This window comes from Caballeronia udeis, assembly GCF_001544555.2.
Classification (GTDB): domain Bacteria; phylum Pseudomonadota; class Gammaproteobacteria; order Burkholderiales; family Burkholderiaceae; genus Caballeronia; species Caballeronia udeis.
The window spans coordinates 1-25,529 of the sequence record NZ_FCOK02000109.1 but is presented as its reverse complement, the minus strand read 5'-3'; the positions used below and the strand labels follow the sequence as shown (position 1 = coordinate 25,529).

The following is a 25,529-nucleotide window of genomic DNA, read 5'->3' as shown; positions in this document are numbered from 1 at the left end:
AACTGGATCACCAACGGGTTCATTCCATCGTCGCGTGGCCGTGGATGATTGATTCACTATTGAATTAGAAATGGAATTACGTGCATCGGCGAAGAGGGCACTCGTAGCAGGGTGTCGCACAATCACTTCCAAGAATCTCTCGATTTCGGCTTTGGCGGCGATAAGTAAATCGATTCGATCGGAGCTAACGCGCAAAGATCCCCGCTCGAAATAGACCCTCCGCACCTCGACAATGAAGCGTTCGAGGACTTCGTGTGTGATTGCTCCAACTCGCCATGGATAGTCTTCCGGGCAGCGCACCGCGCCAATCACATTGCAGCCATTCCTTCACGCTCACGCGTCCTCCTTGCGGCACTCGCCCGTAAACGATCAGAATGGGCCGCCGTTCGGGATCGTGCTTGGGTTGCCGAGTTGGCTTACAAACGAATGTCGCTGAAAGCTCTACACGAGATGGTGTCTCCAATGCTTGGCAGGATGGCATCGATCAGCCCCCGATTTCTGATGTTCAGTTAAACATATTCTGCTTTGCGCTCGAAGGCGAGCCTGTACAGCCGCCGCCTGCGTGTGTTGTGCATACAAAACGATTAGATGGTCTGCGAAGCTGGGCCAGTGCAAGACGGCACGAGGGGAGGGCGCTCATTGATCTGGATCTGTAGTGCCTTGCGCACACATTTTCTGATTCCGAAAGGCCAGTTGCTAACCTGTGCTTCCGGTGCCGGCTCTTAGGCCTTGCTCAACGACGGCGTGTATTACTTTGGCGAACTCGTCGGGCGCTTCGACGCATGACGTATGGCCAGTTTCAAGCACTACAAGCCTCGAGCCCGGAATGCCGTTGTTAAGGCTTTGTGCATGGTACAAGGTGCGAGCCGGGTCACGAATTCCATGGACCACCGAGGTCGGCAGGGATGATAGCTCGCCGAGCATGCTTGTGAGATCAGTCTGTTGCAAACTGCGCAAGCTCTCGGCCGTCGCCTCGGCAGTAATGCGGCGTGGATACGTCATAAACGAATCCACAAGCTCGGCGGGGCAGACGCTTCCAAGCGAGCGTTCGGTCATAGCTTTCCACAGCGGCGGCCCCCATGTCCGAAGAACTCGCTCGATGACTGATTCGACATCGCCATGTCCCTTTGTGTTTGCTCCGCTATTGCTCAGCACGAGACCAACTACGTTGCTTTTTGCTGAGCGTAAATCAATCGCAGCGGCGAGTGCCGCGATCGGTGTACCTACCGAATGGCCTATCAACACGGTTGGCCCGAGCTCTCTCAGTAGAACGGCTACGCGCGCTGCAACCGAGTGGAGGTCGTGCGGCCCGGCACCCTCGAGCCAGCCCACGCCAATCGCGCGTAGGTTAACGATTCTTGTGACCGGCGCGATGGCATTTGGCGGGACGAGGGCACCCGGCAAGAAGACGAGGGTCGGTCGATTTTTGGGTCCATGACTGAGATGGAACGTGGCTAAAACCTGCGTCATTTATCAACGTCTGTTTTGTGATTCGATGGGAGCGGAGCTGCATTTTGGTGATGCGCCTTCTGGCGGTTCCGCGATTTTCGAATAATACGCCGAACATTTTTTTGAAGCGCTGCGGTTGCTGCGCGGGCAATCAGCACTTGAGGTGTCGGGTCGCGTCATTGAAACAGTCATTTGCTACTTTTGATTCGACAAGCCGGCACCCATATGAATAGCTTTGCCCGCTGTTGTTCCGGCGGCGGTAGCGCCGAAGAACGGGCTTCGCACTATCCGCGGCACTTCTGATCCGACGAATCGTCGAGGGATGTTGTTGAGCAGCGCAGTCTATAAAAAAGCCACTGCGATGCAACGCATTGGGATCGCTCCCAGCCGAATAAACGCTAGATTTTGGCTAGTGTCTCCCGGTGTTTTATTGTAAAAGTGGATGGATGAAAATTCGTGAAATGAGCCTCTTGCCCAACGCCCGCGGTGAGCTGCTGTGCTATCTCGTCGCGACCGCAGCCGCGATCTACGCGTTGACCAGTGATTGGCGAGTGGACCTTATCGTGATCTCCTGCCGGTCGTGGCCTTCGCGCAACTGGCTGAGCCTGCCGTGGCTTGACCGAGTTCGTCTTGGGCAGTTAGCGTTGCAAATTGCACGGCGCGATCTGCGCGGCGTAGGCATTGCGTTAAAACGAGCTGACGTTCAGGGTCTCTTCACGAGCGACATGAAGTTGAACCCGGCCAGTACGGCCGTTCAGCGGATGCTTCAGGTATGCCGCCATGCGTTAGAGGATCATCGGTTCGCATGGGGATGGCAATGAATGCAACCAATTCCGTTGAGCCCACTATCGTAGGCGGCGGACTCGCGGTCGCTTTCGAACTCGTCGCTGCGGGGCGCGTCGTGAAATGCACGGTTTCGCGCGAGTCGCTGCAACACTACTTTTGGCTTCAGCCCGATGCGGACGATGCACGTGTGCTCAAGATTTTCAATGACGGACGCCAGCGGATCGTTGCTGTCGCCGAACGCAAGGCGCGTCGACTCGCAGCCACTTCTATCCACCTTGAAGCGGTTGACTTTCAGCGGTAGGCGAGACGGTGACGCGCGGCCATGCAATCCACAATGCGAACATGAAAGCTGAGAATTCGAATCCTCGCGAGGCAGCGGCGCTGGCAAGAGTGGCTGAGGCGGCCCGCGAAGTGCAAGGCGCGTCTGCGGCCATTCAAGCTCATTTCAATGCTGTGGGGGAGCGACAGGCTTCCGCGCTGGAGCTTGCACGTCTTACGGCCGCCGTCCAGGAGCTCGAAGACGCTCGCTTGGCCTTGGCTGTCGTCATCGACAACGGCGATAGGTGAGGGCGCAAAAGACATCCGTTGTTTGCCGAGGCACATGTGCGAATCGAGTGCTGTCGCGGACGTTAGAATGGCTTGGAAAATTCTTTCTCGAATTTCTCTGTGGGAGACCCCGTGTCGTATTGATTAGCAGCTAGAGGAGACGTAGATATTTTCTATCGCTGGAGAGACTTCGTGCTCGATATGAAGGAGGGACGCATCGGTACCCCCGAGTTTGATGGAGCTGCGCTTGAAAAACTGAAGAAGCGGCTTCCTCGCAAGGTTTGGATGTTTGCGGCCCCGCCTGGGAAGAAGGATCGGCGACATCTCGTCGGCTCGTTTTTAATCATCAAGTCGAAGCCTGTCTCGTTCGTACCCAAGTCGGCGTAACCTTTTCTACGATGCTGCGTCACCTCGACTGTCCTTTATACCGAGTCGGACAGCCCCGAAAAAATTGATGAGGTGAGCGGCTATTCCAATCACCGATTCAATGCGACGGGCAAATCTAATTTACGTGGGGAAAGGGCATCCAGGAAATGGAAGCGGGCGTCGTCTGCGGTTTCGAAAAACTAGTGCAAAACCACGCGGCGCTCCAGTTCATGGATGGATTGCTCGAGATGCGCTAAACCTCGGGAGAGAAACGTGAAATGCACCGCCTTGATTGCGAAGGCGCGCGTTTAAAAGTTTACGTGGCCATGCGTGCGGCAACGTCAGGCGGTGTGCCTTGGCAATTAAGTAGTGGGTCAATCTGCGATAAATGCAACTAACTGTCTAGCCTGCTCAGATCTGCGAACTCGAACTCACCGCGGGCCGGTCACGAAGTCGGCAGCCTAAGATCGCGTCGGTTGAATCAAACGTAGTTACCCACGCAATACCGGCGGTTATCGCCATCGAAATGGCTCTGATTTGATTGGCGACTCCCTCCCTTCGGCATAGACGCATTCCAACATGGAAGGGATGTCCATCGCATCAAAGCCCTAAAAGGCGGGTGAACAGAAATCAATTGCACTACCTCCCGGGTTTGGATGCAGTTAAAAGAACGGCAAGAAAGGCAGCATAGTACCGTCCCCGAGTAGCGCGCGTGTTAACCCAGAAAAGAGCATCGGCTGATGTGGGGGAGACGAAAACAGCAGTCTCATAAAACTGAGCTCTGCCACACCCCAGTGATATCGAAAATGTCCGCGTGATTCACCAACTTTGCCTTCCTACACCGCCCTCGCGAAATTCGGCGGGATGGTGGAAAACAAGGAACTCTTCGCTTGACGCGGAAGATCAGCGACAAACATTCCATGTGTCGCGGATGGATTTTAACCTGTGACGACTCCGAGCAACGGATTGCCTGACCAAGCAGAGGCACTCCTTACGCTTGGTCTTGTAGTACCAGGTTACCGCGACATTACGGGGGCAAGCACCGGGCCATCGCGCAAGCGTTTCCCTAGATTGCCATGATTGATCGATGGTGTGGTAGTGAGAGAAACCTACCTTTTTTCGAAAGGGTTCTCATCGCTGAAAACCGTGCATCCTGCGCCTAGCGTTTTCGCCCGGTACATGGCGCGGTCCGCATCGCCCAACAGCGCCGCAATGTCCGTGAGGGCGGATACCATGCAGGCACCGATACTTGCCGACACCTTCACCGTTTGGCCCTGTATCGATGTCATATCGGTGAGCGCCGAATGAACGGCGTCAGCAATCGCGAGTACGGCGTTTTTGTCTTGTATATCGAGAGCGAGCACAACGAATTCATCGCCGCCCAGTCGGGCGACAGTATCGACCCTGCGCATTCGTGATTCGAGCAGGGCCGCGAATGTCTGAAGCAGCACGTCACCCACAGCATGACCATAGCTATCGTTGACCTCTTTAAAGCCGTCGAGGTCGATCAACATGAGCGCAGATGTCGGAGAAGTCGATGCTGCCAAAATGGCTTGTTCGAGCCTTTCGTACAACGCGAAGCGATTACATAGGCCCGTAAGGGGATCCGTGCCGGCCTGGTGAATAAGTTGTTCGATGACACGGTTTAGGCGCTCGCCCAGCAAACGTAAGTAAAACCAAGTCGCCATTACGCTGAGCGCAAGACCTAATGCCACCGGCCGATTCTCGATCCACCAAGGACTCAGCAAAGCCAGAGCGAGTATGCCGCTGACCGCGGATGCGCAGGATAGTGTCAGCATCGATTTGCCGAAACGGCATCCCGAGTCGATCAGAAGCCAAAACACCGCCCACATCATTGGGAGGGTAAGCGGTGCGGCGGCAAGTAACCATATGACCAGTGCCTGGTCTAGGAGAGTGGTAACGGCGAGTCGAGCACGCAACGGCCGGCTTACCAGGTCAACGGCCAGCAAGCTCGCGGCGCCATAAACTACGTAGAGCAGACCCACGAGAAATGCATCAATGGTTTGCTCCGGTCGAACCGTCCCTGCGCACATCGGCCAGATGACGAGGACAACGATGCCCAGCGTCACGCGTCGAGTTACCTGTTCCCTCTCCAACTCGCGATACGAGCAGCGGCCAAATTGAAACGGTCCATGCACGCGCTCGCTCGTTTGATGAGCGCCGAACATCCTTGATCTTATCTTCGAGATTCTCATAGATCCTTGCTCTTCTCTATTGCGACACGAGACTGCGCGGATGCACTGTGCGCAGCAGTACGGAATCCCGATGTGGCCAACTTCTACAGAGCGCGGGCGCCTGCGGTTGGGCATCCAGTAAAGATTGAGCGGACAGCGGTTGATTTAATTCTGCGATGGCAAGCGTTCGTTGCAAGTCGGCCGCGCGCTGCCAGCGTTCCAGTATCCATCAATCAACGAGTTCCAGCCTGACGTGGCAAGTCGCAGAGGCGGCAAAACAATTTCGCGCTTATTGTTTGAGTCTGTGTGGCTCAACTGCATCAGTCACGTTCCCGTAAATCGGGTATGCGCGCATTCGACTTAAAGAGGCAGGTTGACAATGTGCACAAGGTCTTGCGGCGCGAAACCACACGGCACCACGATCAATACTGTGATCCTCGGGGCGATCAGCTTGGGTATTGGTAAGCTCGAACGCCACCGATACTGACCGTAGTCGCCTTCCATATGTGACACAAGAGTGGTCGCACCTTAGTTCGTGCGGTTGACCGGCAATGATCGCGACGGCACTGTCGCATGCAATCGTGCGAAGAGAAACACGAGATTGTTTTATCGCGGCCACGGGCACGGTCTTCGGGCTGCGTCCATCAACCACGCAACGTGCTGGCATTCCAGTTTGATGCGAGCTGGAAAGCATTGGTGAGTTGTCGATAGAGCACCGGCGACGATTAATAATTCAAACCAGTCCGACCGCGATGTGACGAGTGCGGCTCGGGCTTCGCACCGCGCATTCCGGCGCCCTGCTAGCCAGGCGCAACAGGAACCTCGACGATATTCCGAGTCATTGTCCGGCGAGCCATGCGTGATGTAAGACGAAGCAACGCGCATTCTCCGATCACGTCGTGGTATCGGCAAGCACTGAGCAGATCGCTAATCGCTCGGGTCATTGTGCTGATTGTCGACGCCGCTGTCCGGCGCATTGACTGTCCATCCACCACTAACCCCAGCATCAATTGCCGTGATTCGAGTGACTGCTCGTCCGGAAGTAGTTCGTACTTTGGATTAGGCCCGGACGAGCAAGTGAATACCCAGACATGGTTAATTATCATTGAGCGTACTGCGCAACGCAGAACGCATATCGACCATCGTGATAGTCTTGGTACCTTCACGCAAATGTCTGAGCACCGCACTATCTATCACACGTTGTAGCACAGAGTCTGCGTCAGCTATCGAGCGTCCCAAAAGTTCCGACACGAGGTATTCCGTTGTATGGCGCGAGACCCCAAATGCGCAGCCTGCGAGCAACCGGAGTTTCGTGCGTACATACGTCACGAGCGCTTCATCGCTTGGAACATCGAAGCGAATTTTTTGCTCGAACCTGCCGCCTCGAATCGCGGCGCTGTCGAGTGAGTCTGGGTGATTCGTCGCGGCGATGTACAGCACGTCCCGCACGCGGCCATCAACGCCGTCGATGGTGGTGAGGATCTTGTTAGTCACAGCGCTCACAGCTGACATACGTCGGTCGCAAAGCACGTCATCTGCCTCGTCGATGAATACGATAACCGGTCTAAGATTCTTTGCATTCCGAATAAACTTGTCCCATGATAATGGATTGGAGAGCAGTTCCGCTCCTGTCGTTTTCAGAAATGCGTAACCGCTGGCTGCCGCGAGAGACATAGCGGCTTGCGTCTTGCCTGTACCTGGTGGCCCGTAAAAGAGCAGGCCCCGTGGCAGGTCTCCACCCAGCTTTTCGAGGTTGAAAACGTGCTGAAGTTTGAACGCAAGATCGCGCAGATCTTGACGAGATGCGTCCGGCATGATGATTTCCTCAATCGTCTTGACCTTCTCCGGCAGGTGCCCCTTCGATCCCTGGATGAGACGCATGGCCTGCATGGCAATATCGAACGAAACGACCCCACTGAATGCGCCCCCTTGCCGCATGTCGGCGAGCTGAGGTCCAAAGGCCATCAGACGCGCCGCACTGAACCCCTCCCAGCGAGCCGCGAGACTTTTGAGCGTCGGTACGCTGAGGGCGTTGGGTCCGAGCGCCTGGAAGACGGTACGGGAAAGTAGCGCTTCACGTGCCGGCGCGTCTGGCGGTGGCACCTCGACCTTGAAGTCGAAGCGACCCTCGCGCACAGCGGCCCCGTCAAGCCAGTCGAGATCGTTGGTGGCGGCGACCAGGATAACCCGGGTGCCGCGCAGGCGAACGATCTCGGTGAGCATGGTGTTGGTCAGATCGCGATCCATGTGATGAGAACCGGTGCGTGACTTGATAAAACCGTCCACCTCATCAATCAGAAAAACAGCCTGGCCCAACCGTGTGGCCTGCGCGAAAACTGCCTTCACGCGCTCAGGCGTTTCATTGACCCACTTCGAGGCAATATCTTGGTAGGAGATTGAGAAGAACGGGATCCGCAGCTCGCCGGCGAGTGCTTCAGCAAACATCGTTTTACCGTTTCCGGGTTCGCCGGAGAGCAGGATGCCATTTCTAGCTTGTGCGGGGTTGGCGAGGATGTCGCGCGCCGCATTGAGCAGCCGGTTCTTTGTGTCAGCCATGCCCGTGATGGCGTTAAAGGCGAACCGGGCGCGCAGTACACGCTCGTCCAGGGAATACGCCCGCTGGGGCGTCGCTTGACCGGGTGCGTGTGGCGTCCCTGAGCGCGGGACGGGCTGTTGTACGGGTTGCTGGGTGGGTTGTCTGGTCTTGCTGTACCCATTCCCGGCACGCAATGCGAGCCACAGTACGATTCCGGCGCTGAGCAGACCGGCACCCGGCACAGAATACTGACCGATCGCAAGCACCAGCATGGCAACGGTCCCGGTCATCATCAGCCAGCGTGCGGCGCGGACGAAGTGGTGCAGTACGAGCGCCAGGCCGGCGCAGATCAGCATTGCGAGCAGCCAGTCCCGGTCATGGAGGTGAAGAGCCGACCTGAAACCGGCACCCGCGAGGGTGCCGGTCAGGATCGGAGGGAGCAGGCGGGCTGTGGATACAATGACATCCTTCATGGTTGCTTCTCCGAGCAGGCAAGGGGGCAATGGCAAAGCGATGGGGGCGTTGATACACGCGGCACGCCTAGCGATACCGGGGCATGATCTCGTCCTCGATCATTTGATACAGCTCGTCGCGGATGAACTGAGCGAACTGCTCGCGTTCGTAGAAGGCCACGGTGAGAAGAAGGGCCGTGAACCCGATTGCGCCGCCCTTGATCATGTCGATTACCCCGAGGGCAATACCTTGCGCTAGCGCCGGGTAGACCTCTCGCAGGCCAGCGAGCCCCAGCAGGATTCCGAGGCACGAAGTACAGGCCAAAAAAGCCGGGGTGAAGAACGTGAGTATGGCGACGATGTTGCAGAGCGCCCTGACGGGACGGGGAATGCCCGCGTGGTCCGAGTGGATGAAGGAAAACAGTGAAGTTTGCTGTTGATCGTTGTACATCTGGAACTCCTTAGATAGTGAACTAGATCTGTTCCCGCGCGACGGCCCGTCGTGCGTGAAGAAATCCAGGTTCCCATGGCCCCGTGGGGCAGCAAGTTGATGCGGACTAGCGAAGTACGATGAGCGGGCGACCTCGTTTGGGGAGCCACAGACTCGGCCCTGGGCGCCGACGGCGTGTACGTTCGCGCATCGGCCGCGTTGTGCGACGCTGGTTCTGCCGCAGCAAGCGTCGCGAGTGTGCAATGGGTCGCCTGAGGTCGAAGCTCAGGCGTCGGTACCAGGTTGCAATCGCTTCGGGCGGGATGCTTGCGTCGATGTAGCCCGTGACGCCCGAGTCGGTCACGACCTTGATAACCTCGCAAGCATTGGCTGCAGTAAAGCGTGTGGTTTTCATTTGTGATCTCCGTGCTCGTATTTTTTACGTTTCACTTGCGGATATGGCGCCGTAGCCACCGTGCGACGGCGATGAGAGGCGTGCATATATCGACGAGGCATAATTTGCATTCCTCAATGAAGATGTGCCAGAGGGTCTTTTGGGGGTTGCCCATAGGGGTATCCTTGTATCAGTTGGGTCACTAGAGCAAAATAGCTTTTGGGAATGGAATCAGGCCGCTTATGGATGCGTTATGGAGGCGACGTCCGAACCTGCCGGCGTACGAGCTAACGTGGCGGGATGCCGCGGCGCTGTTCTTCCCGCAAAGCCTGCAGGTCCTGAGGCATCGGCGAAAGATCGGCACCTGCGCCGAAGAACGCCTGTTCACGGCGACCGGTCGTGATTCCTTTGTTTTCGCTGGGCGTGCAGTCGACGCCTGGTATCACGGCATCTGTTGTATCCAGCATGGTCAATGCGGCGACCTCTGCAAGTTGGTCCGCTGCGGGGAGCCTATGCCCTGGCGTCACGATGCTCATCGGTCCAACACCGTCTTCCGTCGGATCGGAACGAGCGAAACGACGTGAAGTTGTGTGCTCGGATTCGGCGACGGTACCGACCGACGCAACCGCGATCTCTGCTGGAATGGGTTCCTTAGAATCTTTGTTGCACATCGAGTCACTCCATCTGGTTATGGTTGTTCATCAGCCGGACAGAACTTAGAGTTACCATCCGACAGCCTTCCCTGCGCATGCTGCTGCGCGAGGACAATCCAGAGTCACATGGAGTTCCGAGGATGCAAGTCAGGGTGCCTTTGCTTCAAATGGTCGTGAACGTCCATACGTTGGCTATCTGTTAGAGGTAGTGATGTTGTCGTGCCGTTCTCACACAGCGCTGATCGGCGACACCGCGACGACCGGCGCTAGGTCTGGACTTAGGGGTGACCGCTGAATCGGCTGGAGGATGCGTTCCGGAGGAGGTCGAATGATTATCACACTTACGACCAGCAAGGAGCCCGTGTACTCGGAAGATGCAAACGCACGTCGCCTTGGCATAGGGGTTGGCGCATTCACACCGGAGCGGCTGAGATACGGCGGGAGCATCTAGTTCTGCCGGTTGTCGCACGCGCAGCGATTGATTTCGTCGATGGCTAGAATGGGAGGACGCAATGTGTGAAAGTCTGGGCAACGTGGTGGACCCGTGATGCCGGCGCAGAAGTCTAGTTGGCTCGCGCGCCTTTACGACTAACCCGATTCAAAGGATTCCGAGAATGGCAACAGGGACTGTGAAGTGGTTTAACGATGCGAAGGGATTTGGATTCATCACGCCGGATGCCGGCGGCGAAGACTTGTTCGCGCATTTTTCTGAGATTCAAGGCAGCGGCTTTAAATCGCTGCAGGAAAATCAGAAGGTATCGTTTGAAGTAACGCAAGGCGCGAAGGGTAAGCAAGCCTCGAAAATCACACCGCTGTAACGCGTTGTAGCACCCTTGATTGCATGAAGAATGGCCCGCAGATGCGGGCCATTCGTTGTTTGACACCTGTCATCGAACCAACAGCGCACAACTGTGTGCGCGCCGATATCATTTGAACCAATGGTCAGGATTGGATTGACTAAGAGCCGCTCAGCTAAACAGTGTCCTGAGATGGTCATTCAGGAAAAACCCTTCAGGGTCAACGCTTCGCCGTAGCTCCTGGAATGCAGCAGCCTTTGGAAACAGCCGGTCGACATCGTCTCGGTTCGTGAAATGCAATTTCCCCCAGTGCGGCCGCGAGCCGTAGCGTCGGAGTATGTCGTCGACATCGCGAAGGAACGGCCAGTAGTCGACGCCGTTCGGGCCGCCAGAGCAGGAGATAGTGACGCTGTCCTGTTCGTAGAAGGGACTTATCCAGGCGGGGTCAGCGGCAGTGAAGCGATACTCGACTGGGAAGATGCAGTCCGTGTGCTTTGTAAGCATAAGCTCCCGGATTTCACGAAGTGCCTGCTTCCCGTATGAGGCCGGCACCGCATATTCGAGTTCGTGGAAATTGGGCACATACTCGATGGGGTAGACTTCGGAGCTGTAGGCGATTTTTTCGAAGGGTGACTCAGACGGCTGCGTTTCGGACGTTATATCCATAACTTTGACTTCGCAAACGTCATAGTCTTTCGCGGAATTTGACGCCTGAGATGTGTCCGGAAGACAGTAGAGATGCCGACTCTCGGACTTCGGGCACCAGAAAAAACTGAAATGCCGATGCCTGGCTGCCAACTCATCGTGCATTTCCATGCACGCATCGAAATCCTCCCGCCAGATGCGCTCGTGCAAGTTGTAGGAGTCCATGACCTGCAGTGTGATTTGTGACACTACGCCGAATAGACCAAGATTTACCTGCGTCGCGTGCAACAAGTCAGCATCGGTTCTGTCACTCACCTCGAGAATGCTGCCATCAGGACGAACGATGCGCATGCCAACCACTTGGGACGAGAGATTGCCGAGCGTTGTCCCCGTTCCGTGAGTACCGGTCGCCAACGCTCCCGCGATCGCTTGCGAGTCGATATCGCCTTGGTTACTCAGCGAGAATCCGGCTTGCTTCAGGTGCTGAGTAAGCGCGTTGATTTGCGTGCCGGCGGCGACGGTCACCCGGTTCGCCCCCCGGTCGACGTGCAGAACACCCTGGTAATCCTTGAGCGACAGCAGCATTCCACTTGTCGCCACGATGGGCGTGAATGAGTGTCCCGACCCGGCGCATCGTACGCTCAGCCCCTGACCCGTTGCTTCTTTCATCAGCGCCGCGAGTTCCTCTTCCGAGCTGGGCGCGGCCATGTGCCTCGCAACGAACGACTGGTTTCCGACCCAGTTGCGCCAATGTCCCCCACGTGGAATTTCCATTCCCAGTTCTCCCCAAAAAGAGCTGCTGCTTTGCAGCGTGTGCTCGATGCGACTAGTCGACCACCGTGTTCATTTCAGTCATGGTTACGATTCCTAGAATCCGATGAGCCAAATCATGGTCTCGATGCCGCGTTCTCAGTATCGTGGCGTTCCTTGTGGAGCACAAAGCATCGATTCCATCTGTAGTTCTTTTCCCGACGAGCCAGAACGAGGACTCGCTGTGACGGCAACATTCTCCGATCTCAGGCGTATAGGCGACGATGCCCAGTGCTTTCGCCGCGTTCGCGAAACCATGTGCGGACTCGGGCGGGAACGCATCTTCTGCCTAGATCAGTTGTTCAGGTACGAGCATTTGCTTTTCTCATGAGCGCCTGTTCGCTATCGACAATTTTAGCGAGTAGCTGGACGGCAGATACGGCCGACAAGCAAGCGACTGCCGATCTGTCAAATTTCGCTTACGTTAGGCTACGCCATTTGACTCTTACCTTGGGTGCGCGTCGCAAAACTCCCCTCCACAAACGTACGCGTCTGCGCCAGATCGGTCTTCGCATACAGCGCCGTCGTCTGCACCCAGGCGTGCCCGAGCAACTGCTGCGCGACCGGCAGCGGCGCCGCATTATCAACGACCAGCGTGCGCGCGTAGCCGTGTCTGAGCCAGTGCGTCGATGCCGCACGCAGCACCGCCAGCGTCACGCCGTCAGCGGGTGCGACGAGGGTTTCCGCCGCACGAAAGACTGCCTTGACTTCGTCGTAAAGGCCACTGTGACCGAGCGCCCCGCTGTATGACCGGCAGCCGTTCGAACGGAGCGGGGGCCCGTGGCAGTCCGCGCGAGAGCCGGTCGCGCTCGCTGCGCCAGGCCTCGCGCTGGTGTTCGGTTTCCTGCAGTAGTTGCCGGGACAGACCTTCATAGCGAACGTGCACCGCGGCGAATTCGTCTGCATGCATCTGTCTGGTCTGGGCGAGCGTTGAAGTGACCGTGTTCAGTTCCGCCTGCAAGTCTGTTGCCGAAGCCCTGAGCGTCTCGGGCCGCTCGCTGAGGCTGCGGCAATCCGCACGCCGATCGGCCAGTTCGGTGTCGCGTGCGCTCAGTTGCGCGCGCAGCTCGGCGAGCTCGATACGCAGCATCTCCGTGCGCAGATCTGCGTCGCGGCGCGCTGCATTCGATGCCTCCGCCGCATCGGTTGCGTCGGCCTTCAGTTTGACCACCTCGTCGAGCTGGACGCTCACCGCCGCGTGCCAGAGCGTGCGCATCTGTTCGGCGATCGTGTCGGGCAGCCCGGGAATCACGACTTGTGCGAGACCGGCGCGCACGACCTCGGTTTCAATCGCGTTCAGCGCGCGCGAGAGCATCGCCGGGTCGCCGGCACCCAGGCGTGCGCGCAGTTTGCGTACTGATATCACCTTGCGGAACCGCTCAGGGGTGGGCGGCGCGTGCTCGGCATCCAGCTCCGCCTCGGCCAGCATCGCCAGCATCGCCAGCACCGTGGTGCGGATCTGCTCGGCGGAGACGGCGGTGAGGTGGAGCATGGAGATCTCCAGCGCGCCGCAGGCGGAGTGCGGCCCAGTGCAAGCGTGCAACGGGCACGCGTCCCGCGTCCCGCGGGCGGGAAATTCCAGTCTAGAACACGCACAGGTCTAACGCCAGACAACCGTTTTTTGGCCGGGAAAGAAAAGGCTGGCCACGATAAACCCCCTTATCGCGGCAAACCGCGGCGTTGCGGCTAGCCGCCCAGCGATGGGCGTCGGGCCCGCCCGGGCGCTTACTTCAGCCGTTGTAGGTAGGCCTAGGGTGGCCCGTGCGGCGTCAGGCCGAGGGATGAGATGGGAGAGCGGCGCTGGCAACCATCCGGTGACGCCAACGCGGCAGCCCGCGCAATTTTGAGCGACCTGAGGCGAACGGTGTCTGCGGCTGGCGGCATCGTGTCACTGCGGCGAACGACTATCGGGTGCTCAGGCGCACTACGCTACTAATGGGTGGGCGATTGAGCGCTGGTAGGTGCCGAGCGGGGCGATGCAGATTGGCACGACGGGTCGGGAGGCAAGCGCAGTGTTTGGCCTGCCAAGTGCGCAGTCGCCGAAGACGGGATGCGACGATAGCGGCCTTACTTTGCGGTGCGCTTGGTCGGCACCGCCTGCGGCTTTGCCGGCTTCGCCTTCCTCTTACGCGCCCGGCGCGCGGCCGCTAGCCGCTGCTCGACCTCGAGCAGCAGATCGCTCGGCGCGCAGCCGAGCGCCGTGGCGAGGGTGAACATCATACTCAAGGTCGGCTGGTTCTGACCCAGCTCCAGCATGCTGACGTAGTTACGGCGGATGTCGGCCTCGAAGGCGAGCTGTTCCTGCGTCAGGCCCGCCTGCAGGCGGCGCTCACGCAATACAGTTCCGAAGGCTTCGACCGCTTCCAAATTCCGCTCCCAGTGAAATGGGAGCACTGTGGTTTTATCGGTATAATTTGTCTTCCCAGTACACTGGGAATTTGATGCCGGCTTCGACGCGACAGGGTGCGCCGGGCTTGGGTTTCCGGCCGTTTTGCATTGGCCGCGTATGAACCGCGACGATCGTCACAAAAATCAGCACAACCGCTCGCCCCCACACGCCAAAGGTGCGTTGTTATTGGTCGTGCGTTTTGCTGGAGTAGCGGCCCGGTCACGCCGTGCGCGTCACGCCTGCGCAGGCGTTGGGCAGAGAAGAAGGCACTTGGCGGCGAGACTGGAATTACCTTAAGGAATAGTGGATGTTAATGACAGATACGAGCTGGGCGGAGTCCCATCCGGTCAAGCGAGCGCTCGCCAAGCCCTATCAGGCATGGCGCTGCGTGGGATGGACCGACGAGATGCTGAACTTCCTGATCGTCGCGTCGCGCACCATGCGTGCGGGCGACCACTTGCCGGACGGATGGCTGGTCGGTGGTCCGGAGGCGTTGCTTGACGCGGCTTCACAACTGGAAGCAGGCGCCTTTACCGTCTACGTGCTCGACCGCGCCACTGACGTTGGAGAGATCCAGCTTGGGCAGGTCACGGGCCTCTGGCGAGAACAGATGCCCGAGGGCGCCGTGCCGTCGTTCTGGTACGCCACCGGCGGCGGTGAACCGAAGCCCTGTTCGCGCATGTGGATGCGTTCAGACACCCCGCCGGAGCTGGTCAACGTGTTGAGCTTGGCCAAGCGCACTGGCGCTCGGCGCACCCGCCAGTAGCCAAGCGGTCACCCACCGGTCACTCACCAATCGCCATCGTGTCGGGCCTCGCGATACGCCGTGCACCGGTGTGCGGTCATCGCGCGGTCACCCGTGTGCGCTCCCCTTGTCGACGACGTTAGGCAACCACTATGCGCATCCAGATCGCGTCAGACCTCCACTTTGAATCGCTACGGCGACGCTTCCCCGACTACCGCGCGCTCGAGGTGGCCAACGCCGATGTGCTGGTGCTGGCTGGTGACATTGCCGCCGGGACTGACGCGGTCGATGTTTTCGCCGACTGGCCCGTACCCGTGATTTATGTGCACGGCAACCATGAGGCCTATGGATCCGTGTACGGGGAGTTGACTCGGGATATCCGGGCTCGGGCGGCCGGCACGCAGGTTCGCTTTCTCGATCGTGATGAAGTGATCATTGGCGACGTGCGTTTCCTCGGCTGTTGTCTGTGGACCGACTATGCGCTCTACGGCACGCGCGAGCGCAGCATGCAGATGGCGCGTCGCTTCATGCACGATCACACCGTGATCCGGGCAGAGGAGGGCGAATGGTTCATGCCGGAGCATGCGTTGGCCGAGCACGAAAAATCTTTCGCCTGGCTCCAGGAACAGCTCGTGACGGCTCTGTCAGGTTGATGGGGAGTCGGCGGTAGAATGAAATGATGAAGAAAACGAAATCGCTTTATCACGGTCACCGCTTCTCTGCCGTCGTCATCAGCTGCGCGGTTCGCTGGTATTTCCGGTTCAGCCTGAGCCTGCGCGACATCGAGGAGTTGTTGCTCGAGCGTGGTGTCGTGGTCACGTACGAAACAATCCGTTGCTGGTGCGACAAGTTCGGCGCTGGATTCGCCCGGTGCGCCAAAGCGGCGCGGCCCAAGCCGGGCAGCACATGGCATCTGGACGAGATGTTCGTGACGCTGCGCGGCGAGCCGTATCTGTTGTGGCGAGCGGTCGACGAGCATGGTGCCGAACTTGACGTGCTGGTGCAAAAGCGGCGCGACAAGGCCGCGGCAAAGCGCTTCTTCCGGAGAGTGCTGCGCTCAAACCCGGTACCGCGCAAAATCGTTACCGACCAGCTGCGCAGCTATCCAGCGGCGAAGGCTGAAACTCCCGAGCTCGCTCATGTGAAGCACGTTTTCGTCAAAGCGGCTGCACGCGTGAACAATCGTGCCGAGAACAGCCACCAGCCGACCCGCAGGCGCGAACGCCAGATGTGCGGCTTTCGCAATGCGCGTCGCACGCAGGCGTTTCTTTCATGCTTTGGACCAATCCGGCAGCACTTCGCGTTGCCCAGACATCAGATGAGCGCGGCATGTCATCGTGCCGTGCTCAAAGAACGCTTGGTCACATGGCATGATTGGACTGTTACTGGCGCAGTCGAGAAAGGTATCTGAATAGGATTACTACTCTTTAGCTTCATAGGTAGTCTACGCCCGCCAACTTGACAAAGCCCTTTTACGCCCTGGCAGGTGACTTTTATAAGGGTGTGGCTTGCGTGGCATCCATATGAACGAGCTGTCTCTGCTCAACGGCCGCTTTCCGAAAATCTGAAGGGCGGTTCAGGGTCGACTCCGGCAGCTCATCGCCGGATCGGGTGCTGCTGTAAGCTCCCGCTCATGGCCTTGCCGGTCCTCTCCATCTGCCGAGCGAACAACAGCGCGGCCTTCTTGTACGAAGCTCGCTGAACGGCCAATGTCGGGGGATGCGACGATAAATTCAGTTCTTGGTTTTCATTGTTGCGCACGTCGTCGTGGATTGTGAATGCGAGTGCAGATAACATGCGTCTACCTTATCGCGTCACCTTTGCCGGAGTCTGAGTCAACAAACATGCCACGCCCCCAACATTCGATTAGCCCAGCGGCGCGAACCCATCCACTTTGCTATTTAGTGACCAGTGCGCTCGCATCGCACGCTTTGACGAAAACATGGCGCGTCGATCACGTCGTCGAATCGGCACGCATCTGGTTGGCGAGGAACATGATATCGGCGGGTTGGCTTGACCGTCTGATGCTTGGACAAATGGCGTTGAAGCTGTCTCGCGAGCACGTGACTGGTGTGCATGCAGTACGTCAATCGGATGTGCTTGCGCTGTTCACGAATGAGCTGACGCTGAACTATCAGAACCCACTTGTCGGGCACATCTGGCAAAGGTGCAGCGATGCGCTGGAGGCCAGCTCTTACCGAGCCGGCGCATAGCGGCCGAGGCTGTGTGAAAACACATTGATCGCCTAAACTGAATCAACGCACTGAGATTGGGTGACTCATGAAGCGATTCGTTGAAGGCGATGACCGCAAGCAGTTCGCACTACTTCCAGAATGTGTGGATGACTACATCGGACAGGATAACCCGGTAAGGATCGTAGACGCCTTTGTGGACGAACTGGATCTTCCGACACTAGCTGAATAAAATCATCATCGACGCAACCGCGCAGGTCACAACCGATGCTTATCGATCAGGTTCGGGATTTTGTACAGGACCGTCTCCGGGTTCGCTGCCCGGTGCAGCCGGCGTGCCGTCCGGCGATTTCGTCGGGGTCGAGAGGCGTTTGCCCCTAAATCAAGCTAACGCTTCTGCCTGGACCGCGACATTTGCGCCGTCGCCTCGCCTTGGAGTTCGTGTTCGTCCTCGCGGCGACCAGTCACGGCATTAGATCTAAACGGCCATATACACCACTGGTCGGGGTCGGACCGGCCGCGAAGAACAGCGTGTTAAGTGGCTGGTTATCGACGTTGTTGCCAAATGCAATTCCCCAGAGTCCCGTCTGCTTGAAGATCGTTCCATCAGTCTGCGTGAGGGCGCCAATCGACGCGCCTGTGTTCGGGTCGAACACATTGATCGTCCCATCGCCGAAATTGCCCACCAGCAGTTCATTGCTCGCCGCCCCAAAATTCGCCGGGGCAAGCGCCACGCCCCACGGCGAATTCAAGACGCCGCCGGTCGCGATACGCTTGATGAAGTTGCCGGCGGCGTCGAACGCATCGACAACACCATTGCCCGCGCCGTTCATCTGCGTATGGCCGTCCGGCCCGAGCACGGCAAAGGCGACGTAGACAGTGCCCCCAATGTCCGCGATGCCGAACGGCGACAGATCTGCGGGCAGGTTCGGATCGATGAAGCTGCCAGCTAGCTGGATCTTGTTGAACGACTTGTCGAACACATCGATCTTCTTATTGTGGAAGTCGGCCGCATAGAGCAGGTTTACGCCGGCGCTCATGCCGATCGCGAGGCCCTTGTAGACTGCGCCCCCCGCGCCGTCATCGTGGGCCGTGACGGCTTGAGTCTGCAGCACCTTTGGAGACCATGCGGCGATGGTGCCGGCATCCGTCGCGAAAATGAAGAGCGCGTTGGACGTGGCGCCCCCGTTGGCGCTGATCTGGAAATCCGTGCTTGGGTTGAACACGATGCCGGTCGGTCCGGCGGCCTGCCCCGCCGCGTTAGGCGGGATCGTGACCACGAGCGCCTGCGGCACGCCGTTGCCGTCATAGAGCGTTGACTTCTTCGTGTCGTTATCCGACACCCACACTGGCCCGGTCGGGTTGAACGCGATGCCCCAGCCGTTTTTCAGGTTTGCGTCGATGTTCGCGGACGCAACGCTACCGTCCGATACAAGGATGGTCGACCTGAACTGCGGGGTCATCCCCTGGTTGTCGTCGTGGTGATCGTGGCCACCGCACGCAGCGAGGGTTACAGCAACACAGCTCGCGGCGACAGTACGAACGGTCCATTGATGGAGTTTCATATGAACGCTTTCCTTTGATCGAGGAATTCGCGGGCCCCGGCGGTGCAATCCTGTTGACGCCGTTTTTATGCCCGAAGGAGAGTGAGCCGCAGCGCTGAGCCGTCCGGAAAAAATCGTCGCAGCGCGGAAATAGTTCGATTTCCATGCTGAAAACGACTGTCGCCGCGATTTATTCCCAATCCTCACAAAATATTTCCCAACAGTTCAACGAGGCCGATCGAAAGATCGCCGACAAGGACATGTCGATGGCGGAGGCTTGCTTGAATGTTGATCGCCCGTGGAATATTTCTGCGCGTCGTCCGTTTCGTCTACCTAATTCGATTCGCCCTCTCAACGCCGTATCGTCGGACCCGCTTGCCGCTCTGCGGCAGCCGCGGGAGGCACCGGCATTTTTGCGAGTTTTTTATGAAAAGAACCGTGGCCGCGAGCGCGCTCGTGTTGTGCATTTCCGCCGCGCATGCGCAGAGCAGCGTAAGCCTGTATGGCATCATCGATGAAGGCTTCGAAGCCATCAGCAATGCGCCTGTTGCAGGCAGCAACGGCGGCGGCAGGCTGTCAGGCTGGATGCCAACAACGGCCTCAATGGGTCGCGGTGGGGCTTAAAGGGCTCGGAAGATCTCGGCGGTGGTGTGAAGGCTATTTTCACGCTCGAGAACGGGTTTGAACTGAACAACGGAAAGCTCGCGCAAGGTGGCGATGAATTTGGTCGTCAGGCCTTCGTGGGTTTGTCGAGTGAGCGGGTTGGCACGGTGACACTCGGGCGACAATACGACCCTGTTGTCGACTATGTGGGGATATACGAATTCGGTGATTCAAACCTCGGCTCGGACCATGCAGCGCACCCTGGCGATCTTGACAACTTCAACTTCACTCGCCGCCAGAACAACTCAGTGAAGTATCAAAGCCCCACGTACGACGGCCTGACTCTCGAAGGGCTTTACAGTTTTGGTGGCGTACCCGGCTCGCTTGCGACCAATCAGGCTTACTCGTTCGGCGCACATTTCACCAACGGGCCGCTGGGATTGGCGCTCGCGTATTCGCACGTCGACAATCCGGCGGCGTCCTTGTTTGGAAGCAATCCGACCGACACGCCGATGTCGAACGGACTGACGGCGAGTCCGATCTATAGCGGTTATGCGACAGCGAGAACCTACCAGGTGATAGCGGCCGGAGGATCCTATGTGTTCGGGAAGGTTGTCATGGGCGCAACGTATTCGAACATCCGGTATTCGAACATTGCGGCGCTTGCTGAGAGCAGCGCGGATTTCAACGATGCCGAGCTCAGCGTGCAATATCGGTTCACGCCTGATTGGTCGCTGGGCGCCGCCTACAATTTTCTCAAGAGCAACACAGTTACACAAACTATCGGAGGCGCGAAATACAACCAGATTTCGGCGGGACTGAATCACGCGCTTTCGAAGCGGACGGACGTCTACGTGTCAGCAGCCTGGCAGACGGTCAGCGGCGACGATTCGACCGGCCACGCGGCGGTCGCGAACATCGCCGATTTGTCGCCCTCCTCGAATCGTCATCAAGCGGTCGCGCGCCTGGGCATACGGCATAAGTTCTAGGTTTCGGGGCAGAAGTCAGCCGCGCAAGCGGTGCAACGATCGAATGTGATCGGCGTTCCAACTGGCGAGCCCGTGTTGAGTGGGCGGCGCCTTCGTCGCGGGCTGCATCAAGGTACGGCCCTCGCGTTCGCGGATCGCGAGTCTGGCTACCAACGCGTGTGCGATGTCCGAAATGCTCCTTCACGAGGATCGGCACCGCGGCGCTGGGTTCGTGTTTCCTACAAACCATTCTGCAGGAACTACGCCACCTTCCAGAGACCCGGCTCGCTTCAGCGGCATTGCCCCGTGTCAACATTGCTGCGCATATCGAGGCAGTTCCATTGACGTGTGGCGTGAGTGCTTTGGTTCGCATCCCGCTTACGTATAGCCGCATTAGACGCGCCGCGCGCGCGGACACATGTCCCCCGCTTGCCGGGCACCAGCATTCCGGCGGAATCAACCACGAACGGATCGAGATATGCGGTCAACCCGTCTGCCGACGACACCAGATGCTCCGCGCCGACGCTCACCGTCCATGCAGCGAGCGCGTGCCGGGGTTTCGTTTTGGAAAGGTCCGGCTGCGAATACCTCGAACGCGCGAAACGTCTGATCGCCGAGGCTCGGTCAGCTAGACCCACATCCGCACGGTGTGGCCTTCGTCGACCATCAGAGCCGCGCCATCGCGCTTGTAGTCGACGTTGCCGTTTTCCTGCACATGATGCGTGATGACCGGCCCGCTATAGATTATTTCGTTCGGCTCGCCGGCGCTGACCCTATGGCTCGCACCGAACGCGATGCCGGGACTCTCGCGTTCGTCCCCCGTTCGCTGTGTTGGCTGAATTAGCTGCATCCTTCTCAGCTCACGCAGTGCCCGCACATTACCGAGTTGCGCCTGTTCCTGCAGAAAGTCCCGATACTGGTCCGTCAACGGCCGCCGCATCGCGGCTTTCAAAGCGTCGCGCTCGCGAGCGATCTGTTCAGTCGCGGCGTATGGCGACCGCTTGATCCCGACGGGTGTCTGGTGCGATTCGGTTCGCAACCAACGAGTGAGAAAACGGACGCGGTTAGTATTCGCACGAATGAAGGTGGCGCGCTGTGGTCGCTGTGAATTGACGCAATTGTTTGCGGCGTACCTGTTTTACCCTTGACCCCGGCCGGCTAATGGGTGTCGCTTGTTAGTGTTGAAGCGGACGAAATCGAAAGTGGCGGGATCGGCTCTTGTGGGTCGTCATGCAACCTTCGCCGCTGCCGTAATCGGTTGTCCGTCGGCCCGAAGACTCGCCGCTCGGGCAAACTTCGATGTATTGGTTGCGGGTCGACGAAGTACCAGACCGCTCGAGCGCTACGCTCGTCTTTTCGACGGCTGGTTGACAAGCGGAAATGCTTTATGTGGAAACCGCATGGTTCGTCTGCCATATACATGCGGCTGTACGGAAGTTTGGCTCTCCTAGGCTGTTCAGCCGTTGCGCACCAACCCGTGATATCAATTGCGAAGTCAAATCAGACTAGAGCAATACGGCTTGTCGCAATAGTTCCAAGGCTTTCATTTCGTCTAGGCGACCAGTACGTGCTTTGCCAGCGAGTGTCTTTATCAGCGCCTCCGCTATCGGTTCAATCCCTTGCAGATCGTCCAAGCTGGTTGCCGAAGTGAGACGGTGCGGCTCCGTGATGACCTGAGTTACGGAGGCTGGCGCAAACTGATGACGGGCGGCGGGGAACGAGACATCGTTATCAACGGTTTGCCGAGTCACGGGATCGGCAGCGGACGGGGCCGCTTGGTCTAGTTGCCCCATGACCACATTCGTCTCAGCCGCGACGCCTGTTGGACCGCCTGTGCCATTCGCATCAGGGGGTAGGGCGAGTCGAGTACCCGCATTTTTTGCCTTCGTACCCGCAGGCTTCTTCGCCGCTGTCGCTTTTGGCTCAATCGCGGGCGGCAGTTCTTGCTGATCGGATGCGTGGCGACGCGACGGGGGAACAAGCAAATCCGACACCGACTCAGGGATGTCCGTTACTGAACGCGGAGCGTCCAACCAGCCAGTCGGCAAACCAAGACGTTCGGTGAACCGGTTTGCTTCAGCATCGTCCATACGTTTCTGTCCATAGAAACGATTGGCCATGTTGGAGTCGCTGATTTCCATCACTGCGCCGAGCCGCACCTTCGATCCTTTGGGGGACGTGAGCACGTGCAGGTTAGCGCGACGAATGTTTTCCAACGCTGCGACGTCGTTCAGCGGCAAGGATTGGTGAACCCCCGACTTTGAAGGCGCTTTGACTTTTGGAGGTGCCGATTTTGTCGGAGTTGCCGTGGCAGGCTTCGCGGCCGTAGCGTTGCTCTTCGCGACGGTCCTTGGCGACCCGCCATCTGTTTTCTTTGGCATTTCTGATTCTCTGGGCAAGCGATCGGTGAGGGTAGAGTGCTGATTGGCCTGTATAACAGAAGCCGGCTTCAATACTTGCTCGTACGCAATTTCCGGTTCGGCGTTCGCATGAATGAAGTCAAGTGGTGACCTCAAGCGCCCAATGGTCTCGGGTGTAAGGACAGGATTGGGCTGATCGAAAAAACCATCGGGTAGCCCAAGCGTCGTTTCGATATGAAAGGCTGTCTCAGGTGTGAATCTCTCGCCATTCACCAATTCGGCTACGCGCGTTAAGTTGGAGTCGAGTCCCAGTGCGATGTTCTCCGCGCCCACTGCATCTACCAGCAACTTAAACGAACGTGTTTTGAAAATGGACGCCGTGTGGGCCGGGTCTCGAGTAGGTGGAGCTTTTACGTATGGCTTGTTCTGTCGGTGGGATGTCGCTTTTGCAGGTTGGCGCGATTGACGCTGGCCTTTGTCTCGAGATCCCGAGTATCGCCCGTGTGCTTGACTCATAAAGTGGGGCTCCCCGCCGTGAAATCACTATCAGTTCGCGCATTATAGGCGAGCACGAAGCGGTGCCGCCGTTGTTGAGAGGCCGCGTGCGATCTTCCCATCGGTCCAGCGCGCGGTGAAGCTGGCCACGCATGTCACCATATAGCGATAACCTTCAGCGAAGATTCGAACGGCGAGGATCTCTACGCTTGGGCGAACTGCTCATAAGTGCCGAATGTGCCGTACAACGCGAAGTGAGGTTGGTCAGGAAGGAGCTTGAGCGTGAGAAGACGCGACTTCCAAGCTTGTGAACTCAGTCCTCAGGGACGCATTCGGAAAGTCTAGCGACTAAGCAAATCTCCCCGAATGAAATCGCAAAATTTATGGAAGAGCCCAATTCCTCGGCGGCTTTTCTCTCGGCAATCAGTTGGTCGTGGCGCGTGTTGCATCGCGCGTTAATTTCGGAACGGCCGCCATTGATTAATGCAGAGTCCGCGCGCCGCGATTCGTGCCCGCGGCCTCGACCTGTTGGAGGATATTCGCGCGACACTCGGCTTTGATCTGGTTCGCCGCTTCCCTAACCAACGCGTTGCCGTAAAAACGCGCAACCTTCGCGTCGATCGTGTCTTCCACGTGCTGAATGGCGGCTTCGACGCTCACCGGGTCGTCCGGATCGAAGCCGGTCGTGATGACGTCCTCCTGTAGTGCCTTGAGCCCTTCGCCGGCTTCCGCGAGAACTCGGGTCAACTCATCGGACAGTTTGTTCACAGAGCCCTCTCAACTTGATTGATCGACGACGCGCACCGGCGTTTTGAGGAAATGCCAACTGCGGCGATCAAGATCACGAACGATTATTCCCACGACGTTTGGTTTTTCGGAAGCGCGCCGGCGGGATCAAAGACCGACATTGTATCGGCCTCGTTAAACACGCTCGGGTAGAGCACAAGGTTGGTGCCCGTTGAGGCTAGGCGTGAATTGAAAAGAACACCTTTAGCCCCAGTACTGAGCACTAAATCACCCAGCACCCAACTGGGCGGTTCAATCCGATTGTTAAACCACAACGCGCGCCAATCGCAATAGAAATCTTCCCAGAGCGGATCCCATTCGCGCGCGTTAAACCCCGCACGAAAATCAACGATAGGTGCGGCGCTGATCTGATAGGTTACGAACGTACCCGGTGGCAGAAGTGTCGAAACCTGCTTGTATTCATCGATGGCCGTTTGTACATCGAGTGCGAGATAAAGCGCTTCTATCCCGGGCCTATTAACGCGGCCACCGTGGGTGGCCGCGCCAGCGCCGCTTAAAGGCAACGAAGCCCACTTCGGTGTGTGAACGCGGTAGGCGGTGATCTGGTCAAGCTGAGTGACAATCATCCGGCAGCACCCGCCTCAAGCGACACCACATAACGGATCACATCGTCAGCCCGCCCGTCGGAGACAAGTTGTTCAGCAGTTTTGTAGCCAAATATGGGCAGAGGTTCGTTTCGATACCAAAACATCGCGCGCTCAACGTCGCCGGAAACATCGCTCGCGGCTCGAAGGACACGTATAGCCTCGCGCAAGAACCGTTGCACGCTCTCAGAGTTCGGTGCCCGGCTGATCGTGTTCCGATGCACGTGGGCTTGCTGGGCTAGTGTTTGCAGATCAATTTTCAGCGCTTGTCCAAAGGCACGTGCAGACAACGCCGGCGAGTCCGAGTCACGAAGGGATTCCATGAACTGCTCGAAGCTTGCGCGATGACCGACAGCTTGAGGTATCGTTGTGTCCATCTCAACTCCTCGGTGCACAATATTTGCACCATTATAGCAGCTTAATCGCACAACACCTCGTGGTGTTTGCCTGGAGTTCAGCGCACAGACGTTCACGCAAACAGACTCGCAACGCCAAGGCAGACGCGGCCATCGTGGTTGACCCCGAATTCAAGCGATCCAGGTTCAATCACTCTATAAGGTAATTTGTTACTTAAAAGTGATAAATTGCTCATTGTCAACTGATGTATCACCTAGGCCTAGATCGGCGTAAGGCGTGCCTTTTTCACGCAGCGCAGCGCGTACCGTGAGACCGGCGCGGGCGATCAAATCCTTAAGAGTGCTCCTGCTCGGCGGGGTTTTCAGGTATTCGACGATCACTGGCTCGATCCCCGCTTTGCGGATCATGGCCAGCGTGTTGCGCGAC

Annotated in this window: 26 protein-coding genes and 2 pseudogenes; 11 read left to right on the top strand and 17 right to left on the bottom strand. The window is 58.0% G+C overall.

Translation table 11 applies throughout. From position 1 onward, the window contains the following. On the bottom strand, nt 1–312 hold a 312-nt coding region (locus AWB69_RS50035; RefSeq protein WP_231937413.1), incomplete at its 3' end, for a hypothetical protein. A gap of 384 nt (nt 313–696) precedes the next feature. After that, nucleotides 697–1,470 carry an alpha/beta fold hydrolase gene (locus AWB69_RS51010; RefSeq protein ID WP_062092595.1) on the bottom strand — a complete coding sequence of 258 codons (774 nt, stop codon included), beginning with the start codon at nt 1,468–1,470 and terminating at the stop codon, nt 697–699. Nucleotides 1,471–1,895: 425 nt separating this feature from the next. Between AWB69_RS51010 and AWB69_RS41590 the strand changes: the two genes are divergently transcribed. The 4 genes from AWB69_RS41590 to AWB69_RS50030 all read left to right on the top strand — a co-directional run bounded on the left by AWB69_RS41590 (nt 1,896) and on the right by AWB69_RS50030 (nt 3,168). Continuing rightward, complete coding sequence (locus tag AWB69_RS41590; protein WP_062092594.1) at nt 1,896–2,270, top strand: hypothetical protein; 375 nt, start codon at nt 1,896–1,898, stop codon at nt 2,268–2,270. Beyond that, the gene (locus tag AWB69_RS41585; protein WP_062092593.1) at nt 2,267–2,536 is read left to right on the top strand and encodes a DUF1488 family protein; all 270 of its coding nucleotides are present in this window, start codon (nt 2,267–2,269) and stop codon (nt 2,534–2,536) included. The genes AWB69_RS41590 and AWB69_RS41585 overlap by 4 nt, the downstream gene beginning before the upstream one ends. A gap of 41 nt (nt 2,537–2,577) precedes the next feature. Then, on the top strand, nt 2,578–2,802 hold the full coding sequence (locus AWB69_RS41580) for a hypothetical protein (RefSeq protein WP_062092592.1): 225 nt from the start codon (nt 2,578–2,580) through the stop codon (nt 2,800–2,802). Nucleotides 2,803–2,973: 171 nt separating this feature from the next. Beyond that, entirely contained in the window at nt 2,974–3,168 is a 195-nt protein-coding gene (locus AWB69_RS50030) for a hypothetical protein (protein ID WP_062092591.1), read from the top strand. A gap of 1,088 nt (nt 3,169–4,256) precedes the next feature. Here AWB69_RS50030 and AWB69_RS41570 read toward each other — a convergent pair. The 4 genes from AWB69_RS41570 to AWB69_RS41550 form a co-directional block, all read right to left on the bottom strand. Next, on the bottom strand, nt 4,257–5,363 hold the full coding sequence (locus AWB69_RS41570) for a GGDEF domain-containing protein (protein WP_231937412.1): 1,107 nt from the start codon (nt 5,361–5,363) through the stop codon (nt 4,257–4,259). A 1,074-nt stretch (nt 5,364–6,437) separates the two neighbouring features. Beyond that, complete coding sequence (locus tag AWB69_RS41565) at nt 6,438–8,351, bottom strand: AAA family ATPase (RefSeq protein WP_062092589.1); 1,914 nt, start codon at nt 8,349–8,351, stop codon at nt 6,438–6,440. Between the two features lie 67 nt (nt 8,352–8,418). After that, on the bottom strand, nt 8,419–8,781 hold the full coding sequence (locus AWB69_RS41560; protein ID WP_062092588.1) for a hypothetical protein: 363 nt from the start codon (nt 8,779–8,781) through the stop codon (nt 8,419–8,421). 660 nt (nt 8,782–9,441) lie between these two features. Then, the gene (locus tag AWB69_RS41550) at nt 9,442–9,825 is read right to left on the bottom strand and encodes a hypothetical protein (protein WP_062092586.1); all 384 of its coding nucleotides are present in this window, start codon (nt 9,823–9,825) and stop codon (nt 9,442–9,444) included. A 310-nt stretch (nt 9,826–10,135) separates the two neighbouring features. Between AWB69_RS41550 and AWB69_RS48395 the strand changes: the two genes are divergently transcribed. Both AWB69_RS48395 and AWB69_RS41545 read left to right on the top strand, forming a co-directional pair. Then, nucleotides 10,136–10,258, top strand: a complete 123-nt coding sequence (locus AWB69_RS48395) for a hypothetical protein (RefSeq protein ID WP_407923084.1) — start codon at nt 10,136–10,138, stop codon at nt 10,256–10,258. Nucleotides 10,259–10,421: 163 nt separating this feature from the next. Beyond that, nucleotides 10,422–10,625, top strand: coding sequence for a cold-shock protein (locus AWB69_RS41545; protein WP_062092585.1), 204 nt, complete (start codon nt 10,422–10,424; stop codon nt 10,623–10,625). Nucleotides 10,626–10,775: 150 nt separating this feature from the next. On the opposite strand, the gene AWB69_RS41540 is transcribed toward AWB69_RS41545, so the two are convergent. The 4 genes from AWB69_RS41540 to AWB69_RS41525 all read right to left on the bottom strand — a co-directional run bounded on the left by AWB69_RS41540 (nt 10,776) and on the right by AWB69_RS41525 (nt 14,426). Then, nucleotides 10,776–11,957, bottom strand: a complete 1,182-nt coding sequence (locus tag AWB69_RS41540) for a D-arabinono-1,4-lactone oxidase (protein WP_231937411.1) — start codon at nt 11,955–11,957, stop codon at nt 10,776–10,778. A 531-nt stretch (nt 11,958–12,488) separates the two neighbouring features. After that, nucleotides 12,489–12,716 carry a site-specific integrase gene (locus tag AWB69_RS50025; protein ID WP_062092583.1) on the bottom strand — a complete coding sequence of 76 codons (228 nt, stop codon included), beginning with the start codon at nt 12,714–12,716 and terminating at the stop codon, nt 12,489–12,491. 4 nt (nt 12,717–12,720) lie between these two features. Next, on the bottom strand, nt 12,721–13,551 hold the full coding sequence (locus tag AWB69_RS50020; protein WP_062092582.1) for a DNA-binding protein: 831 nt from the start codon (nt 13,549–13,551) through the stop codon (nt 12,721–12,723). Between the two features lie 575 nt (nt 13,552–14,126). Next, nucleotides 14,127–14,426, bottom strand: coding sequence for a helix-turn-helix domain-containing protein (locus AWB69_RS41525; protein ID WP_063978027.1), 300 nt, complete (start codon nt 14,424–14,426; stop codon nt 14,127–14,129). A 329-nt stretch (nt 14,427–14,755) separates the two neighbouring features. Here AWB69_RS41525 and AWB69_RS41520 point away from each other — a divergent pair, with 329 nt between their 5' ends. From AWB69_RS41520 to AWB69_RS41510, 3 genes are all read left to right on the top strand, one after another. Beyond that, the gene (locus AWB69_RS41520) at nt 14,756–15,214 is read left to right on the top strand and encodes a hypothetical protein (protein WP_062092581.1); all 459 of its coding nucleotides are present in this window, start codon (nt 14,756–14,758) and stop codon (nt 15,212–15,214) included. Nucleotides 15,215–15,345: 131 nt separating this feature from the next. Then, on the top strand, nt 15,346–15,846 hold the full coding sequence (locus AWB69_RS41515) for a metallophosphoesterase (RefSeq protein ID WP_062092580.1): 501 nt from the start codon (nt 15,346–15,348) through the stop codon (nt 15,844–15,846). A 26-nt stretch (nt 15,847–15,872) separates the two neighbouring features. After that, entirely contained in the window at nt 15,873–16,604 is a 732-nt protein-coding gene (locus tag AWB69_RS41510; RefSeq protein WP_062092596.1) for an IS6 family transposase, read from the top strand. 1,245 nt (nt 16,605–17,849) lie between these two features. Here AWB69_RS41510 and AWB69_RS41495 read toward each other — a convergent pair. Beyond that, nucleotides 17,850–18,950, bottom strand: coding sequence for a TIGR03118 family protein (locus AWB69_RS41495; protein WP_062092577.1), 1,101 nt, complete (start codon nt 18,948–18,950; stop codon nt 17,850–17,852). A gap of 143 nt (nt 18,951–19,093) precedes the next feature. Here AWB69_RS41495 and AWB69_RS49005 point away from each other — a divergent pair, with 143 nt between their 5' ends. Both AWB69_RS49005 and AWB69_RS41490 read left to right on the top strand, forming a co-directional pair. Further along, entirely contained in the window at nt 19,094–19,447 is a 354-nt protein-coding gene (locus AWB69_RS49005; RefSeq protein WP_197500450.1) for a hypothetical protein, read from the top strand. Further along, nucleotides 19,356–20,521 (top strand): annotated as a pseudogene (locus AWB69_RS41490) (porin). Before AWB69_RS49005 ends, AWB69_RS41490 begins: the two are co-directional and overlap by 92 nt. A gap of 607 nt (nt 20,522–21,128) precedes the next feature. Here AWB69_RS41490 and AWB69_RS41480 read toward each other — a convergent pair. The 6 genes and pseudogenes from AWB69_RS41480 to AWB69_RS49000 all read right to left on the bottom strand — a co-directional run. Then, entirely contained in the window at nt 21,129–21,539 is a 411-nt protein-coding gene (locus AWB69_RS41480) for a hypothetical protein (RefSeq protein ID WP_062092575.1), read from the bottom strand. A gap of 466 nt (nt 21,540–22,005) precedes the next feature. After that, complete coding sequence (locus AWB69_RS41475; protein WP_062092574.1) at nt 22,006–23,376, bottom strand: hypothetical protein; 1,371 nt, start codon at nt 23,374–23,376, stop codon at nt 22,006–22,008. A gap of 459 nt (nt 23,377–23,835) precedes the next feature. Next, nucleotides 23,836–24,123 carry a hypothetical protein gene (locus AWB69_RS41470; protein ID WP_062092573.1) on the bottom strand — a complete coding sequence of 96 codons (288 nt, stop codon included), beginning with the start codon at nt 24,121–24,123 and terminating at the stop codon, nt 23,836–23,838. A gap of 83 nt (nt 24,124–24,206) precedes the next feature. Then, entirely contained in the window at nt 24,207–24,728 is a 522-nt protein-coding gene (locus AWB69_RS41465) for an RES family NAD+ phosphorylase (RefSeq protein ID WP_062092572.1), read from the bottom strand. Continuing rightward, complete coding sequence (locus AWB69_RS41460) at nt 24,725–25,123, bottom strand: MbcA/ParS/Xre antitoxin family protein (protein ID WP_062092571.1); 399 nt, start codon at nt 25,121–25,123, stop codon at nt 24,725–24,727. Before AWB69_RS41460 ends, AWB69_RS41465 begins: the two co-directional genes overlap by 4 nt. 201 nt (nt 25,124–25,324) lie before the next feature. Further along, nucleotides 25,325–25,529: pseudogene (locus AWB69_RS49000) on the bottom strand (arsenate reductase); the annotation flags it as partial.